Origin of the sequence: Clostridium saudiense (assembly GCF_000577815.1) — a bacterium.
In the GTDB taxonomy this organism is placed as follows: domain Bacteria; phylum Bacillota; class Clostridia; order Clostridiales; family Clostridiaceae; genus Clostridium; species Clostridium saudiense.
Genome location: NZ_CBYM010000049.1, coordinates 1 through 15,370, shown reverse-complemented (window position 1 = coordinate 15,370; position 15,370 = coordinate 1). Strand labels below are relative to the sequence as shown.

At 25.3% G+C, this 15,370-nt stretch carries 20 protein-coding genes; all 20 read right to left on the bottom strand.

The genetic code is table 11. The features are described from left to right. Positions 1 to 40 precede the first annotated feature (40 nt). The 20 genes from TY07_RS15625 to TY07_RS15535 all read right to left on the bottom strand — a co-directional run bounded on the left by TY07_RS15625 (position 41) and on the right by TY07_RS15535 (position 15,056). Positions 41 to 1,519, bottom strand: coding sequence for a recombinase family protein (locus TY07_RS15625; RefSeq protein WP_042402272.1), 1,479 nt, complete (start codon positions 1,517 to 1,519; stop codon positions 41 to 43). Positions 1,520 to 1,567: 48 nt separating this feature from the next. Continuing rightward, positions 1,568 to 1,774: a hypothetical protein gene (locus TY07_RS15620; protein ID WP_042402269.1), complete on the bottom strand. Its 207-nt coding sequence runs from the start codon at positions 1,772 to 1,774 to the stop codon at positions 1,568 to 1,570. Between the two features lie 343 nt (positions 1,775 to 2,117). Next, the gene (locus TY07_RS15615; RefSeq protein WP_042402266.1) at positions 2,118 to 2,444 is read right to left on the bottom strand and encodes a hypothetical protein; all 327 of its coding nucleotides are present in this window, start codon (positions 2,442 to 2,444) and stop codon (positions 2,118 to 2,120) included. Positions 2,445 to 2,456: 12 nt separating this feature from the next. Continuing rightward, positions 2,457 to 2,927, bottom strand: a complete 471-nt coding sequence (locus TY07_RS15610; RefSeq protein ID WP_042402264.1) for a hypothetical protein — start codon at positions 2,925 to 2,927, stop codon at positions 2,457 to 2,459. Positions 2,928 to 3,271: 344 nt separating this feature from the next. Further along, positions 3,272 to 3,550 (bottom strand): hypothetical protein, encoded by a 279-nt coding sequence (locus TY07_RS15605; RefSeq protein ID WP_042402261.1) that lies wholly within the window; start codon positions 3,548 to 3,550, stop codon positions 3,272 to 3,274. A gap of 105 nt (positions 3,551 to 3,655) precedes the next feature. Then, the gene (locus TY07_RS15600) at positions 3,656 to 3,982 is read right to left on the bottom strand and encodes a hypothetical protein (protein WP_042402258.1); all 327 of its coding nucleotides are present in this window, start codon (positions 3,980 to 3,982) and stop codon (positions 3,656 to 3,658) included. Between the two features lie 9 nt (positions 3,983 to 3,991). Next, complete coding sequence (locus TY07_RS15595; RefSeq protein ID WP_042402255.1) at positions 3,992 to 4,423, bottom strand: HK97-gp10 family putative phage morphogenesis protein; 432 nt, start codon at positions 4,421 to 4,423, stop codon at positions 3,992 to 3,994. Then, positions 4,424 to 4,759: a phage head closure protein gene (locus TY07_RS15590; RefSeq protein ID WP_042402252.1), complete on the bottom strand. Its 336-nt coding sequence runs from the start codon at positions 4,757 to 4,759 to the stop codon at positions 4,424 to 4,426. Then, positions 4,759 to 5,052, bottom strand: a complete 294-nt coding sequence (locus tag TY07_RS15585) for a head-tail connector protein (protein ID WP_042402249.1) — start codon at positions 5,050 to 5,052, stop codon at positions 4,759 to 4,761. Before TY07_RS15585 ends, TY07_RS15590 begins: the two co-directional genes overlap by 1 nt. 2 nt (positions 5,053 to 5,054) lie before the next feature. Beyond that, positions 5,055 to 5,576 (bottom strand): HK97 family phage prohead protease, encoded by a 522-nt coding sequence (locus tag TY07_RS15580; RefSeq protein WP_042402245.1) that lies wholly within the window; start codon positions 5,574 to 5,576, stop codon positions 5,055 to 5,057. Continuing rightward, the gene (locus tag TY07_RS15575; RefSeq protein ID WP_042402243.1) at positions 5,560 to 6,789 is read right to left on the bottom strand and encodes a phage portal protein; all 1,230 of its coding nucleotides are present in this window, start codon (positions 6,787 to 6,789) and stop codon (positions 5,560 to 5,562) included. Before TY07_RS15575 ends, TY07_RS15580 begins: the two co-directional genes overlap by 17 nt. A gap of 49 nt (positions 6,790 to 6,838) precedes the next feature. Continuing rightward, entirely contained in the window at positions 6,839 to 7,447 is a 609-nt protein-coding gene (locus TY07_RS15570) for a major tail protein (protein ID WP_042402240.1), read from the bottom strand. Between the two features lie 98 nt (positions 7,448 to 7,545). Further along, a complete protein-coding gene (locus TY07_RS15565) occupies positions 7,546 to 8,607 on the bottom strand; it encodes a phage major capsid protein (protein WP_042402236.1) in 1,062 nt (353 codons plus the stop codon). A 77-nt stretch (positions 8,608 to 8,684) separates the two neighbouring features. Further along, complete coding sequence (locus TY07_RS15560) at positions 8,685 to 8,924, bottom strand: hypothetical protein (RefSeq protein WP_042402232.1); 240 nt, start codon at positions 8,922 to 8,924, stop codon at positions 8,685 to 8,687. 598 nt (positions 8,925 to 9,522) lie between these two features. Beyond that, positions 9,523 to 10,011, bottom strand: a complete 489-nt coding sequence (locus TY07_RS15555; protein WP_052330759.1) for an ORF6N domain-containing protein — start codon at positions 10,009 to 10,011, stop codon at positions 9,523 to 9,525. A 149-nt stretch (positions 10,012 to 10,160) separates the two neighbouring features. Beyond that, the gene (locus TY07_RS15550) at positions 10,161 to 11,417 is read right to left on the bottom strand and encodes a DEAD/DEAH box helicase family protein (RefSeq protein WP_042402228.1); all 1,257 of its coding nucleotides are present in this window, start codon (positions 11,415 to 11,417) and stop codon (positions 10,161 to 10,163) included. A gap of 4 nt (positions 11,418 to 11,421) precedes the next feature. Then, a complete protein-coding gene (locus TY07_RS18175; RefSeq protein WP_157029200.1) occupies positions 11,422 to 11,577 on the bottom strand; it encodes a hypothetical protein in 156 nt (51 codons plus the stop codon). 342 nt (positions 11,578 to 11,919) lie between these two features. Then, entirely contained in the window at positions 11,920 to 13,596 is a 1,677-nt protein-coding gene (locus tag TY07_RS15545) for an SIR2 family protein (RefSeq protein ID WP_052330758.1), read from the bottom strand. Positions 13,597 to 13,971: 375 nt separating this feature from the next. Then, positions 13,972 to 14,724 carry a helix-turn-helix domain-containing protein gene (locus TY07_RS15540; protein ID WP_042402222.1) on the bottom strand — a complete coding sequence of 251 codons (753 nt, stop codon included), beginning with the start codon at positions 14,722 to 14,724 and terminating at the stop codon, positions 13,972 to 13,974. 137 nt (positions 14,725 to 14,861) lie between these two features. Then, a complete protein-coding gene (locus TY07_RS15535; protein WP_042402220.1) occupies positions 14,862 to 15,056 on the bottom strand; it encodes a hypothetical protein in 195 nt (64 codons plus the stop codon). Positions 15,057 to 15,370 lie beyond the last annotated feature (314 nt).

Below are 15,370 nucleotides of genomic sequence, written 5' to 3'. Positions count from 1 at the left end.
GCAGTTGCTATATATAACTATTTAGGTTCTTATATTTTCTTTATAAATTCCATTTAATATTAATAATTCCGTTAGTATCAATATAAACTTTATCTATTACCATTTTAAGCATTGCATTATTCCATTGTTCTACTGGTACACCTATAATATTTTCTACATCTTTTTTAAAGCTACTTTGTTTAACTGGTAAGTTATTTATTTTATCTTCTATAATTTCTTTATTCTTAATGTGTGTATCTAATAATTTACTAATACTTTCATTTTGTAACTTAAATTGTGTAATTGTTAATGCTCCAGCATTATATAGTTCCATTAAATTATTGGTTTTCTTCATCTGTTCATCTATACCCTTATTAATCGCCTTCAATTCTCCCTCTAGGCTTGATTTAATATCATTGTTAGTATTTATATTAATAATATCAAAATTACGCTCTATGATTGAATTTAACTCACCTTTGATATGCTCTATTAGAAAATCTTCATCTATCCTATTACTACTATGACCAACGGCAACACCCACTTTTTCATATGCTGAACAATTATAATGTAATTTCTTTCCCTTCTTTCTTCTGATAGTCATACTTGAACCACAGTTATTACAAGTTAATAAATTACTGAATAAACTTGCATTAGATGCTCTTTCAATTCCTTTAATACTATATCTATGTTTTTTTGCTTTTTCTGAATTAATTGTAAATAATTTATTTGCTTCTATGAAGGTTTCATAATCAATAATTGCATCATGGTTATTATAATGTTTAATCCAGTTCTCTGGCTCAATCTGGTTCATTTTTGATATAGTTACATCAATAGTTTCTGATTTACCTTGTATAAGTGTACCGGTATAAACTTCATTTAATATAATATTTTTTATTGTGTTACCTCTAATGATACCACCATTTTTACCCTTTATACCTTCAGATGTTAAAATATTACCTATTTTATTAGTGCCGTTACCTTGTAAATATAGTTTAAAAATTCTTTTTATTATTGGTGCTTCGAGTTCATTTATAACAAAATTCTTTTTGTTAATATCATAATCATAACCAAATGGAGCAATACAGTTGTATATTTTTCCAGTTTCTTTAAAATGGTTAAAAACTGTCTTTATTCTCTTACTTGTGTTTTGGCTCTCTTGTTCTGCTATCCATGAGAATAAACCAAACTTTGTTATATCTTCTTTACTATCTAAATTATCTTCTATGAATATTATTCTTATATTATTCTCTCTTAATTCTTTAATTGCTCCTAAAGTTTCCACCATATTTCTTCCGAAACGTGAATAAGATTTTGCAAGTAATATATCATATCTTTTATTTTTACCATCTTCAATTAATTCTTTCCATTCAGTTCTATATTTCCCTTTCGTACCACTTATTCCATCATCAATATAAGATTTATATAAAATACAATTATTCTTTTCAATCCAACTCTTAAAAATATCTTCCTGGTTTCCGATACTTGTTTTTTGACTTTCATAATCTGTTGAAGTTCTCGAAAATGTTGCTACTTTTAACATTAATTTCATTCCTCCTTTTGTAAAAAAATAATCTAGCATAAATATATTTTACGCTAGATTTACAACTTTTTGAAGTATTTCATTTATGTTATTATTGGAAAATTCATCTATAAAGGTATAAACTTTTCTACCTCTCTTTTTTAAAGTAATTTTTAATTTTTCATCTTCATATATTACTTTATCATCTCCAGGTTTTAAAGATTTTTTTAAATCATCTAGTTTGTCCACCTTTATAAAATCATAAATATTTATCATTTCCTTCACTCCATGTATTAAAGCCACCAATTAAAAAATTGGCTCTTTGGTTGGAGTAACCAAAAGATTTTACACCCCCCTTTATACTATGAATTATAATTATAAAATATCTCTTAATATTTATATTTTATAATTAAGATTTGAATAAGTTCATTCATGAAAATATGTAATTTATACCTTTTGTATTTATATTAAATAATTAATATTAAATATTTTTGATAGTCAAGACTTTGACTTTCCAAAACTGCTATAATAAAATATCAATTTTATTTTATCTAATAACTATATAAAGCAAAAAATGGAGCATACACAAAATATTTTTAATTCTGCATATGCTCCATAATTATAATAATCTATTAATATTACTTTCTTTATCTTCTAAAGTTCCCCATGCTCCTATAAAAATTTCTTTATGCTGGGGTAAATTACAAATCATTGTTAACATTAATTTATAAAACTTTAAAACTGGTATACCTACACCATAGACTCCAAATTCTATAGGTTCAAGAATAATATTCATCTGTAATAATTCAACTATATTTCTTATTATTTCTTCTGTGCTTAAATCTTTTACATCTTCTGTTATAGAACCAAATTTACTTTTTATTATTGAACTTCTTTTCATACAATCACTATCTTTTAATTTTTCATAAGGTACTAAAGGTAACATATTAATTAACTCCTATTCATTTATTATTTTTGATAGTTCTGATACATCAAAATTAAAATTAACTGGTGCTGCATCTTGATTTTTTTCTATTGATTTAATAACATTATTTAACTCTTTTATTAAAGAAATTTTCTGTTTTTGTAAAGTTGTATAAGCTGAAAAAATAGGATTTAAGCCATCATTTAGCCTATCTAACATACCGTTTTTTTCTATATTATCTTTACATACTGATAATAATTTATCACATGAAATTAGTTCAATTAATAGCGGCTCAATTAATTGGTATTGGCTATCGCTTAAACTTCTAATTTCTTTTACATAAGAAGAAATATTTTTATTCATTCTCTTACTTTTCTGTTTTATCTCTTGCACTTGCTCCAAATGTTCAAGTTCCTTTTCTCTTATATAAATTTCACTTGCTGAAAGATGCTTTCTTCTACTTTCACTTAATTCATGTAATGGCTTCCTTGGTCTTCCTCTCATTTGTTTAATTCTCCTTTTTTATATTAAAATGCTATAATTGTGCTATAAATAAAATGTCATCAAACCATTGGTATTACTAGGTTTTCAACCTTTTCAAGTGCTATAAATCAAAAAAACAACTATTTATAACACTTGTTGTAAGAAAGGGTTGGGCTGTTCTGTGGAGTACCTCAAAAAAATTAAATTATTTTCATGGGGGTATACCTTCCAACTTTCTTTTTATCCTTCCGTTACCTTCTCTATTTCATTTCATTTTTTATTTTAAATTTTTCTTTTTTTTCAATCTTATATTTATACTATTGAATTGATTAAAAATTATTTTATTTATTACAACTTAATTTAAACTAATCAAATCTATAAATAATTACTGTCTTATTATCATCAATAGAATTAAGGTCTATTAACTCATGTGTAGAAGTATTTATATTTATATTTATATATTTAAGATTATTAATTAACTGCTCTATTGTTATATGTTCTTTTCTTGTTACATTAAATAAGTTTAATTTTATAATTAAATTATTTATTTCTTCTTCTTTCATTTGTTTATTTATAAACTTATCTTTATTAATATTTAATATCATATTATTTATTTCTATATTATCTTTAATATCTATTCTCATTGTCTATGCTCCTTGTATATGGCTATAAATAATATAGGCTACATAATACCCCTATAAATAAAAGCAGCTATTAAACTGCTCCTGGTATCATATAGCCTATATGTACTATGGGTTTAATTCTAAGTATGTATAATTAAATGCTTGATTTATTAAACCAGCTTCATCTTTAAAATTAGCTGGTGGAATATACATCTTACTAAATCCATTGCTCTCTAAAGCTTTCTTTATTTTCTTTTTCCAGTTATTCAAACCAGTATCACAATATAGATTTAAATATATTACATACTTTGTTATATCTTCTATATTATCTGATGTTGAAAAAGTATCTTCTGAATAGTTATAAACTATACATTCCCTTTCTTCTTCTGGTCTTTGTAGATTGTAAACTGAAATTCCTAAAGCTTCTAAACAATTTATTAACTTATCTTCCATTTTTACCTCCTACTTTAAAACTTTATCTAAAGCTTTTCCAACTTCATCTTCTAATATATTTAATATTGTATCTTTGGCATTATCAGAAGCTTTATCAAACCAACCTACATGATTTTCAACTCTTCCTCTAAATGCTTTTGGTCTACCACCATAATTGTTATAACCCCAATGCTGATACCATAATTGTTTACATTGCTCCCAATTCGTGCTATCTATACCCATTGCACCTTGTAAACCACCGTTTTTATATCTTTTAATTGTACCAATCTTTAAATTATCTCGTCCTTCATATGTATCATGCGGAGCATCTTTTTTGATAATCTCCAACCCTGGTTTCATTGCCTTTCTTAATGAACTAACACCAATTCTATTACCAACTTGCCCTAATTCATCTAGGGTTTTAAATAAATCTTCTAATCCATCTGCTGCAACATAAGCCATTTATTTTGCGTACCTCACTTTTAACTCATAAAATCTACCTTTTTCATCAACATTAATAATAGATGTAATATCATATTTCTTACCATTTAATAAAACTATATCAGTATCTAAAATTTCAAAATTCGGCTTTCTTATAGTAATTAATTTTTCATCAATATAAATTTTTCCTTGTGCTTCTAAATCTTGTTTTCCTTTGTAACTTGTTACTTTTGCTCTACATGATAAAACATCTTTATAAATGTTAATTGGTCTATTATCTTCATCTTTTCCAGGTATAGAACGTTGAATTTTAATTGGTGTTCTTAATTCTCCAGGGTTTAGTTTAAAAGCTGCCATTATAAATTTACCTTCTTCTTTATATTAATTAAAGCCTTAAAAGTACCGTTAATATAGCGGCTTCCGTCCATTGTTTTATTTTCTACCATATCAGATATTAATAATAATGTTGGTGGTACAATAAAGGGTATTTGGTCTAATTCTTCAATAGATAATCCAGTATATTCAATAATATAATTCTTAGCTGCATCAATATATATTTCAAATTCCATTACTTCCAATAGATTTTCTTTATTTATTGGAAATTGAAGATATTGAGAAACTATATCTAAATTAATTTCACTAAATTTCATAATTATCTCCTTAATAACTCTAATCTTTTTCTTTTTATCTCTAAATCAACTGGTATATATAATTCTCTAGCTTCAACCATTGTATTATTGTAAGCTGGTTCTTTATCTAATATTGAAACCTCGAATAATTCCATATCTTCAATAGTTCTTTCTAAGTAATTTCCCACTTGTTTAAAACTATCTTTTAATGCTCTAAATCCAAAACTCATTCCAGTTATTAAACCATCTTTAACCGCATCATATAAACCCTTTTCACTATCTTTTAATGTTGCATATAAATAAACTCCATCTTCCTCGGCTCTCAATTCTACCTTTTCAGCTAATTCAAAATATGGCTTATGGTTATAATAGAATTTAACATTTTCATTAATAGCCTTTTGCCATGTTTCCTTTGGTACTACTTCCCTAAATGCTCCATTCTTTCCTCTAAGTTCTTTACTCACTCCATAATCATTTACTTTACAAACTAAAAGAGAACTATTATCTAGTTCCCTTACTTCTAATTTACTATATTGCTTTTCCATTGTTTTCTCCTTCTCCTGGTGCTGCTGCAATTGGTTTTCCATCTGCATTAATCGCAGTTCCCATATTAGGTATTATTATATTTCCATCTGGGAATAACATAACTTTACCTTGTGATAAATTTAAAAACTCTTCTTTATTATTTAAAATAAATGGGTTTTCATCTAATCTTAAACGACCTTCATTTATTGTTAATAATCCTTTATCAACTGCTAAAGCAATACTTTCTATTCGTGTCTTTTCGTCTGCTCTATCAACCATTTCACAATTAAACCTAAAAATAATATTCTTTTCTTTTTCAGATGATAATAATAATTGGCAAGTTAAAGCATTTTCAATACAACTTACTAATGGAGCAATAGTATATTTTAAATACTCACTATCATTCTTTATATTATATAAATTAAATAATCTTTCAACATCTTCTATAAATGCTTTTTTATTATCTAATGATTGAAATTTAGTTAAATCAATATCTAAAGTTTTATAATCTATTCCTTCCTCTAAGATAATTGTTTTACCAGCATTTGAACCACCAGAATATAAGTTTTTCCAACTTTCTTTCATTCGGTTAATTGTTTGCTCTGTTAATCTTGAAGAACTTTTTAAATAACCAGAGGGCATTGAAATATTATTGATAACACTTTCTAACATTTCATCATGTGCCATTAATAAAGATAATAATTTATCACTATTTAATATCCCCTTATTACCAGTATCAATTATTAAAACCTCATAAGCATTTTTATTTAATACTCTTGTATTTAATGTGAAATGTATGTCTTTTGATACTATAATACCATTATCATTTATTACATCTTGTTCCGTTACTGTCTTAAATTCAATAGGATATAAACCATCTATTTTAGTACCTTTACGCTCTATATAAGAATAGTGTTTACCATATAATAATAAATCCTCAACAATTCTATATTTATAGTTATATGAAGTTTGATAACTATTATTTTCAGTATTTAATAAATATAATCTTACATCATCTTCAATAACAGTATTTTTAAATCTATCTTTTATCATTAGTTCTATTGGTAAAGCTGCAATAGTCCCACAAATCTTTTTCAAGCTTTCTTGTACTACTGGTATTTTTTCAATACTATTTTTATTTATTAAAACTCTATTACTAAAAAGACTTTCAATAGTTGCACTATAATTATAGTTTCTTACTTCTGTATCTTTTGTTTTATTAAAAAAAACCATTTTTAAACTCCTTTATAAAAAAATAAGGAGGGTTAACCCCTCCATTAAATTACTTTGCTGCTTCTCTTGTTGTTGCTTCAATTACTACTGGTGTTTGAACCTTAGTAAAAAAGCCTTCCCAAACCTTATTAAATTTAACTTCTTCGCCTTCTGGTATATAGTTCTTATCTAAAATTGCATCAAAGTTTCCTTTTGCATCTGGTTTAGCTTTACCAGATAATTTTATTAATTGCTCTTCTGTACTATCTGTTTTAGATGCACTTGAAATTTCATCTCTTGATAATATACAATCGTAAATAACTCTTCTAATCGGTTCTTGTAAAGTGGTCATCTCATACATGATTGCAAATGATGCAGCACTATCATTAGCACCAGAAACAAGAACCCCATTAACTAACTTTTTGCCAGTAATTAAACTTTCTATTTCTGGAGTTAAATATGCTAACTCTATTTCTAATTCCATTGATGTTATACTTTTTGAGTAATAATCCATTACATCATCTGAATAAAAAGCATTTTCAGATACTTCATTTGTAGTATTAAATGTTTTTGCTCCCTCTAATTTAACTGGTATTCCATATGTATAATTACCTTGTGCATCTGTACCAGTTATTTGAGCAATGTGAATATTTCTTAAACCTACTATTCTATTAGCCATTAAAAACTTTCTCCTTTGTTATATAAAAATAAAAAAGAGTAAAAAAAATAAGCCTGGTGGCTCTCTTTCTTACTCTTTATGTTTGTATTAGATAATAATTATTTTGTTGCTTTCTTTAATATATAAACTGCTTGTTCATTTACTAATGCCATATCTAAATACGCATCAATCATAACTCCAACTTGTCCAGCCTTAGCATAAACGCTATCAGTTAATGCAGTTACTTGCATATCTTGATTTAATTTAACTCTCATAGCTTCCGCAACATTAGCAAATACAATTACATCAGCTTCTAAAGTTTCAGTAACAACTATTTCTTTACCAAATATTCTGTATTGTGGTTCTTCTCCAACTAATGAAGGTGCTAATTGAACATAGTAATTACCAGTTGCATCTTTTAATAATGATAAAGCTTCAAATGTTGCTAAATTCATATATAATTTTGCTCCAGCAATTAAAGAAGGGTGCATTTTAATTATTAATGATTTAACTGTATCAATTGAAACCACACCAGTTACAACATTCTTAGATTTTAATAAACCAGATGTAAAACTCTTTGCAGTTCCATCAGCCTTAAACATTTGTTTTTCGCAAATTCTTGCATATCCTTTAGCAAGTTCTTTAACTAAAAAATCTACTGTTATTTGTGGAGATGATAAAAGTAATTGCTTAGATACTGGAACACATAAACCAACTCTTTTTGCATCTAGTATAACTTTCTTAAAGTCTGATAAATTAGTATCTGTTAATGTGTCAACTTCTCCTAATATTTCAGCTTCAACATTATTTGTATTAATTAAAAATTCTAGCTTACCAGGTGTATTATATCTTGGTGCTTCATTAAATACTGGTGATATTCTTTCTAATTCCTCAACTATTTGTGTTGCAATAGTAGTTGGAATTGATGCCCCATTAGTTTCAGTTGTCATAACTCTTAATTCTTCTGCATAATCTCTAGTTTCTATTTGTTTCTTATCCATAATAATTTCCCCTTTATCTCTTGTTTCTAATTTTTCAATAGTTGCATTTAATGCAGCTAATTCTTTTTCATGTGCTTCATAAGCTTCAACATCTAAACTTCTTGTTTCTGCTTCTGCTTGGTCTAACATTTTAGCCATTTCAGCAACTAATAAATCTTTCTTTTCTAGTAACTTCTTCATAAGTTTCTCCTTTGTAATTCTTAAAATTTTGTATAAAAAAAAGAGTTATAAAGCTTTTGTTGCTCCATAACTCTTAATTAATTTTCTATAAATAATTCTTGTGTATCTAGTTCTAAAATATAGATACATCTTTCTAATAATTCTTTTGAGTATCTACCACCATTTACAAATCTATCAAGCGTTCTTATTGATACACCTAAATCACATGATGCCATACCTTTAATTGATGTGATTGGTTGTTTATTACCTGGATATATATACGGTTTATACTTTTCTATCATTTTACTTTTGATGTATTTAGTATTTAATTTAATCATAATTAACTCCCTTCAATTTATTTATTATTGTTTAAGTCTTTAAATGACTTTTATTCTAGTAAAAAAAATAGAAGCATTTCTGCTTCTAATAAAACCTATCTTCTCCAGAAGATAACAAAGAAATAATTTTATTACCCATTCTAGGGTTTAACTATCCTTATCTTTTTAATGCTGCCTTAGTTGTTGGAGGTGATTATTATGAGAAATGGAAAAATGATAAATCATAATAAAGCAGCATTAAAAAAATACCTGGCATTGAGCGAAGAATTTAATGTTGAGGCATAAAAAACCCAACGCCAGGAATGGAGGAATTTTTTTGTAAAGCCATAGCCTTACAAGTTTATTGAGTAATGTCGATATGTAATTAACAAAAAATATTAGAAATTAGAGGTGTAGAACAATTTTAAGTTAATAATTTTTCTTACATTTAACTTCAATAAAGAACTAAGCAATAGTCGTTAAAAGGCTATTGCTTATATTATATAATATACATATGTTAGCTAATATATAGCCAAATTTGAACTTCTATTTAAAGCATTTTGAGTATATAATTCGTGGTCTTTAATAACGACCTCGAAATTTGAGTTGTTTTTTTAATCTAAAATATCAACCCTAAATCAAATTCATCAATATTTTTATTAATTAATTCATTAACTTTCTTTAATTCCATTTCGTGAATTTCAGCCATTGCCTTTAATTGTTCATCTGATTTTATTATTGCCCTCATAGCAAAATATTCATCAATTAACTTATCCATTACTTGCCATTTAATTTCGTTTGTATTATCCATCATTGAAACTAATTTTGTATAACCTCTTTCTGATAATAAGAATATATTATTAGATTTTGATATTTGCATATTAGTAAAATCTAGTTCTAATAATTGTTGGTCATTAGATGACTGACTATTTTTTAAATCAATAAGGTCGTTTTGAGTAAGTCTAGTAATATTTCTATTAATTAACTTATTAATATCTGGAGTGGTTACCCCATGTATTTCCGCTATTGTCTTTGCTAACATAACTTTTTGATTTTCACCAAATCCACCTTCAATAACTGGTATATTAAAACCTAAATTATTAAACATCTAACCCATAAAAGGCTTTCGCCTTTTAATGGGGGTGGTTGGAACTCGTTCCAATCCACCAATATTATTATGATATAAATAAAGTGTGACAAAACTGTTTGTTTAATATAATTAATACCAAACCTACAGTTTTGTCACACTTTGAATAATTAAATATTTACTTTATTAATTGTATCAACTCTAGTTAACTTTTTATTTATTCTAATTCTTCCATCAATTACATCATATCCAGAATTAATTATTATTGGTTTTATGCTTGTCCATTTTAAAATTCTTGTATTCTCATTATAAATATTTAAATCCTTACATAAATCTTTTTTATCTTTGGTTGTTAATGGAGTATCTAAATATTTTTCTGGTACTACTACTTTAATATCATCAATCATATTATTAGATTTTAATAATAATGCTTTAATATCTTTTCTTACTCTGCTTCTAGCTTGTATTTGTGTATCTGCATCGGTTGAATTAACTATTACTAATTCTATATTTTCATCTTTTATATTAATTCCAGTTTCATATGAGCCATTTATAATTAATACATCAATACCATCTGGAATAATGCCAGTTGTTAAAACACTTTCCCTTACTGCCTTTTGTTCTTCATTCATTGGATATTCTTTATTATTCATGCTCCATAATGCAATAGATTTTAAATTACATTCATTCGCTATATTAACCATATCTAAAGCGGTTGTAATTCTATCAGTATAAATTAAAGCCTTTTGCCCTAATTTGAAACCATTAAATGCCTTTAAATGATAACCTAAATTTTTATAATTACTATATCTATATGTAAAATCTTCATTTAATCTTTTAATATCTTTTTCATTAGATAAATTAATTACATTCCATTCTGAATTAAAAGCGTGTGTTGATGTATCATTTTCAGATAATAAAAAGTCCATTTCTTTTTTTACTCTGTTATGTGTTGCAGTAAATCCAATTACATTAGATATTTTATTTTTTGCTCTATATTCTAAATCTTCAATAACTATTTTATAATTATCATTCTCTTTAAACTTATCATAATATTTATATAAATTATGTATTTCATCACATATTATAGTTTCTATATCTTTATATTCTGATTTATTCATTTCATAGAACCATTTTGCATATGTCATAACAATACAATTATATTTATCAATATCAAAAGTTGCTTTATTTAAATCTAATTCAGTACCTTTTACTTTTTCTTTAATTTCATCATCTTTTAAAATCATTTCTTTTAAATTTGATGTATCACATAAATAAACACTTTTCTTTTTGGTATCTAATAATGTGTTAAATATATAATAAGTCTTACCACTTCCAGCAGGTGCAACTATTAAATTAATCTTTCCTTTGTGTAATATTATTCCCTTGTTTTTTATAATTTCATTTACAGTTAATTTTTTCATCATAATATTATCTTCCTCCAGTTTTATTAAATTCTTTTATTAAAAATCTTATAAATTCTGATATTTTCATTTCATTTTCAAATGCTAAATCTTCTAATAATTCTTTTTCTTCCTTAGTTGTATTAAATCTTACTTGCACATCTCTTTTAATTTTATTATTCATAATTAACCCCTTATCTTTTGTATCAAATTATTCTTTATATTTATATTATATAAACTGTATTTTCATTAGTTCACTCTGGAGCATAAAGAAATATAAAAAAAAATACACCAGTTAAAAAAACTGATGCAAATATATATAAAATAAAATTCTAGTTTTATTTCACGATATCATATACTTTAAACAATAAAAAAGTACATAGATTAATTTCAAATGCAAAATAAAAATATATTTATTAAAATAAATATTCAATTATAATCTATTATTCCAAGCTTCACTATTTTCGTACATATAACTTTAAAAAGAAAAATGCCATCAAAATTGATGACATTTTTTGTTTTCTTATTATATTAATTTATCTCTATAAACAGCTCTATCAATTAAACAAAGTAATTTCTTAAATTCTAATGTATTGTTATCATTATAAAGTTTTTCTACTAATTTAACTACATTTGGATAGTTATTTCTAATATATTCTTCTGATAAATTTGTAGCTGCTTTAGTTATTTCATCTTTATACTTATTAATTACTTCCTCACTCTTTAATAACTCTTCCATTCTATTATTTAATATATATAAAATAATATATCTTCTTATTACATTTTCATGATTTTTATAGAATCCATTTTCATCCCTATATATTATTAAATATTCCTCAATATTTTTTATATTAATTGAATTATCATATTTTATATTCTCTTTTTCTGCTCCTAAATAATATTTATAATTTACATCATCATTAATTATTCTTTTATATATTCTAGAGTTAGTACCAAACCTTTTAATAACTTCTGATAAAATATCTTTATAATTCAAAGAAACTAAAAATTTATAGAACGGTATTGGTTTATTATACATTTCATCAACTACACCTAAAACACTAATTACATCATAATTATTATCGCCCTCAATAAATACTTTAATTATTTCTGAAACACTGCTAAATACTTTCTTTTCCTTTGTTGAGAATGTCAAACCAACGAAGTTATTTCCTTCATTAAAATCTTTTATGCCTTTAATATCTTCAATATTAACATTCAATAGTTTTGGATTATATTCTTGACTAGCAATCAATTGATACGTATTATGTTTTAAATATTTTAAAAATCTTATAGGTAACCTTTTTATACTTATATCACTTATGGCTTTATAAAAATCCGCAAAATTATTTAATTCAAATGCCTTAATATCTATATAATTACCATTATTAAGATTAATTCTTTTAGTAATTACTTTATCTTTTCCATCATTAGGACGTGTTATAAACCACATTCTAGACTTTAATTCCTCTACTTTATCATGAGATAACGTATCAAAAATAGTAGATAAAATACTTTTTACATTCCTATCAGAAATACTATATCCTAAAAAGACAATAGGATATTCTAAAAATAATGTTAAAATCTTTGAATTTAAATATACTTCTTTTTCAAAAAATCTATCATAGTCTTTTTTGCTTATTACTATACTATTACAGTCACTAACCGAGCCATGTATTTTATATATATCTCCCACACCATCAACTACACTTGTTAATAAAGATGTTTGTCCAACTTTTACTGTATATTCATCTCCAAATATTGTTTCAAGCATTTCATCATAATTAGTTGTTATTATAGCGGCTGGTGTTGTTTTCATTAGTTCTTTTACTTCTTCATTCTTTAATAATTTTTCCTTATTATCCTCCAAATAACCAGAAACAATATCAGCAATTCTTTTTCTGTAATAATAACCTTGAGTCTTTCCTTCTTCTAATTTATCTTCTGATAAAGCATCAAAATATATTTCTTCTAATTTTTCTGCTAATCTCTCTAAATCTATATAATTTTCACCAGTGATAGGATTAGTTAATGTATGTTTTTGCTGATATTTCTTAAAATTAACCTCAGTATCTTTCATACTTTCTTTTAGTAAACCCAACCAATCAGGACTATTTATATATCTTCTTGATAAACCAGAACCTACAAAAAATATAGGTGATATTTCTAATGCTTTTAATTTTTCCTTAACTTCTGTAAACACTTTTATACCCTCCATTTTATTTACATTATATCACATATATAGTATAAATAAGTATAAAAATACATACTTTTAAAATATATTTATTACTTAAATTTTATTTTTGAATCTGGTTCCTATAGATTAATTTATCCTTTATTGAGACATATCCAAATGCTATAATCAGATTGCGGTTTGGCGTACCTTTTGATATGCCTTTTTTATTTTATTTTTTAATTAAAGTTTTTAATTCTTCTATTACTTTCTCAATTTCTTTACTAATAGAATTAGTATCTTTTCAAATTTAATAATACTGTTGCTCTAACTCCATTAACTCATATAATTTTTTCTAATTTTTCTTTATTCATTTTAATTCCTCCTAAGTAAACCAATTATTTATTACATTGCTTTTGCAAGTATTGATTTTAATATTTCGTTGTTATCTTCTGTTGTTTCTTCTTCAACTGTTTCTGGTTTATCCCATCCTAATAATTTATTTTCTAATGAATTATAGATTTCTTCTAAACCTTCTCTAGCTGGACAATGTTCTACGAATTTAGTTGTTTTAATTGTTCTATTAATAATTTCATCTATTGTTTTTGGCATATCCCAATTATTCTTTATTGTATCTCTAGCATATGCAAATACATCTTTTGCATTTTTAAATTCTGCATATTCAATAGCTTGTTTAACTCTTTCTTCTGTAACTCCAGTTTCTTCTATTAATCTTTCTTCAATTGTTTTAACTTCTGTAAAATGTATTTGTCCATCTACTGGAGCATTGCCGTTACTATCAACCGGCTTAACTTCTTTTACTTCTGGTTTACTAGATACTTTTTTAGTTCTAGTTTTTTTTACATTTTCTGGTCTGTTATTAGTGCTTTCAATTACATCATAGTTAATTGTATAAACGTTGTATGTATTATCAATATTTACTGTTATATATCCAATCTGTTCAAGTTCTTCAATAGTTTTTACTACTGTTGACTTACTAACACAACACATTTCAGAAATGTTGTTCATTGAAGGGTAACAATTTTCGGCTTCGTTAGCCATTCTGATTAGATATGATAATATTGTGAATTGATTAGGTTTTAATTTTAAATTGAATATGTTGTTAGTTTGTTTAAAGTAGTTACTATTGAAACTCATTTTTTATACCCCCTTCGCTTATTATGTATCTATCATACAAGATACATCACTTACCTTCTGTAATTATATTATCATAAAGTGATGTATCTTTCAATACCTTTTTAAAAATAAATAAAAAAAATAGTAACAAGTTTTTTCTACTTGTTACTATTATTAATATATTGAATTATATCTGATAAGTTTTTATTTTCCATTTCCTTCTTTAATAAATCTAATGCTATTTCTAAAACTGCTGATTGTTTCTGTTTATTATCTTCACATACTTTCATTAAGTTATCATAATGTTCAAATGATATTGAAGTGCATATTCTCTTTCTGTTAACAACCGCCATTTTAATTCCTCCTAAATACTTATTTATCTATTACCATTATACCATATAGTGATGTATCTATCAATATAAACTAATATCTATATACCATTATAACAACCACGGCAGTTATTAGTTGTTGTTATATATAGTTATTTATTTTTAGTTTTTTATATTTAGTTCTTTGTTAGCTACTATTTAGTACCTATACGGTATTATGTAGTACCGATAAGGTTTTTAATAGTACCATGATAGGTACTAGATAGTACCGGTATTTTTTATAAAGGTGGTACTACATAGTACCGATTTATAACCTATTTAGGTATATAAAGCAGTTT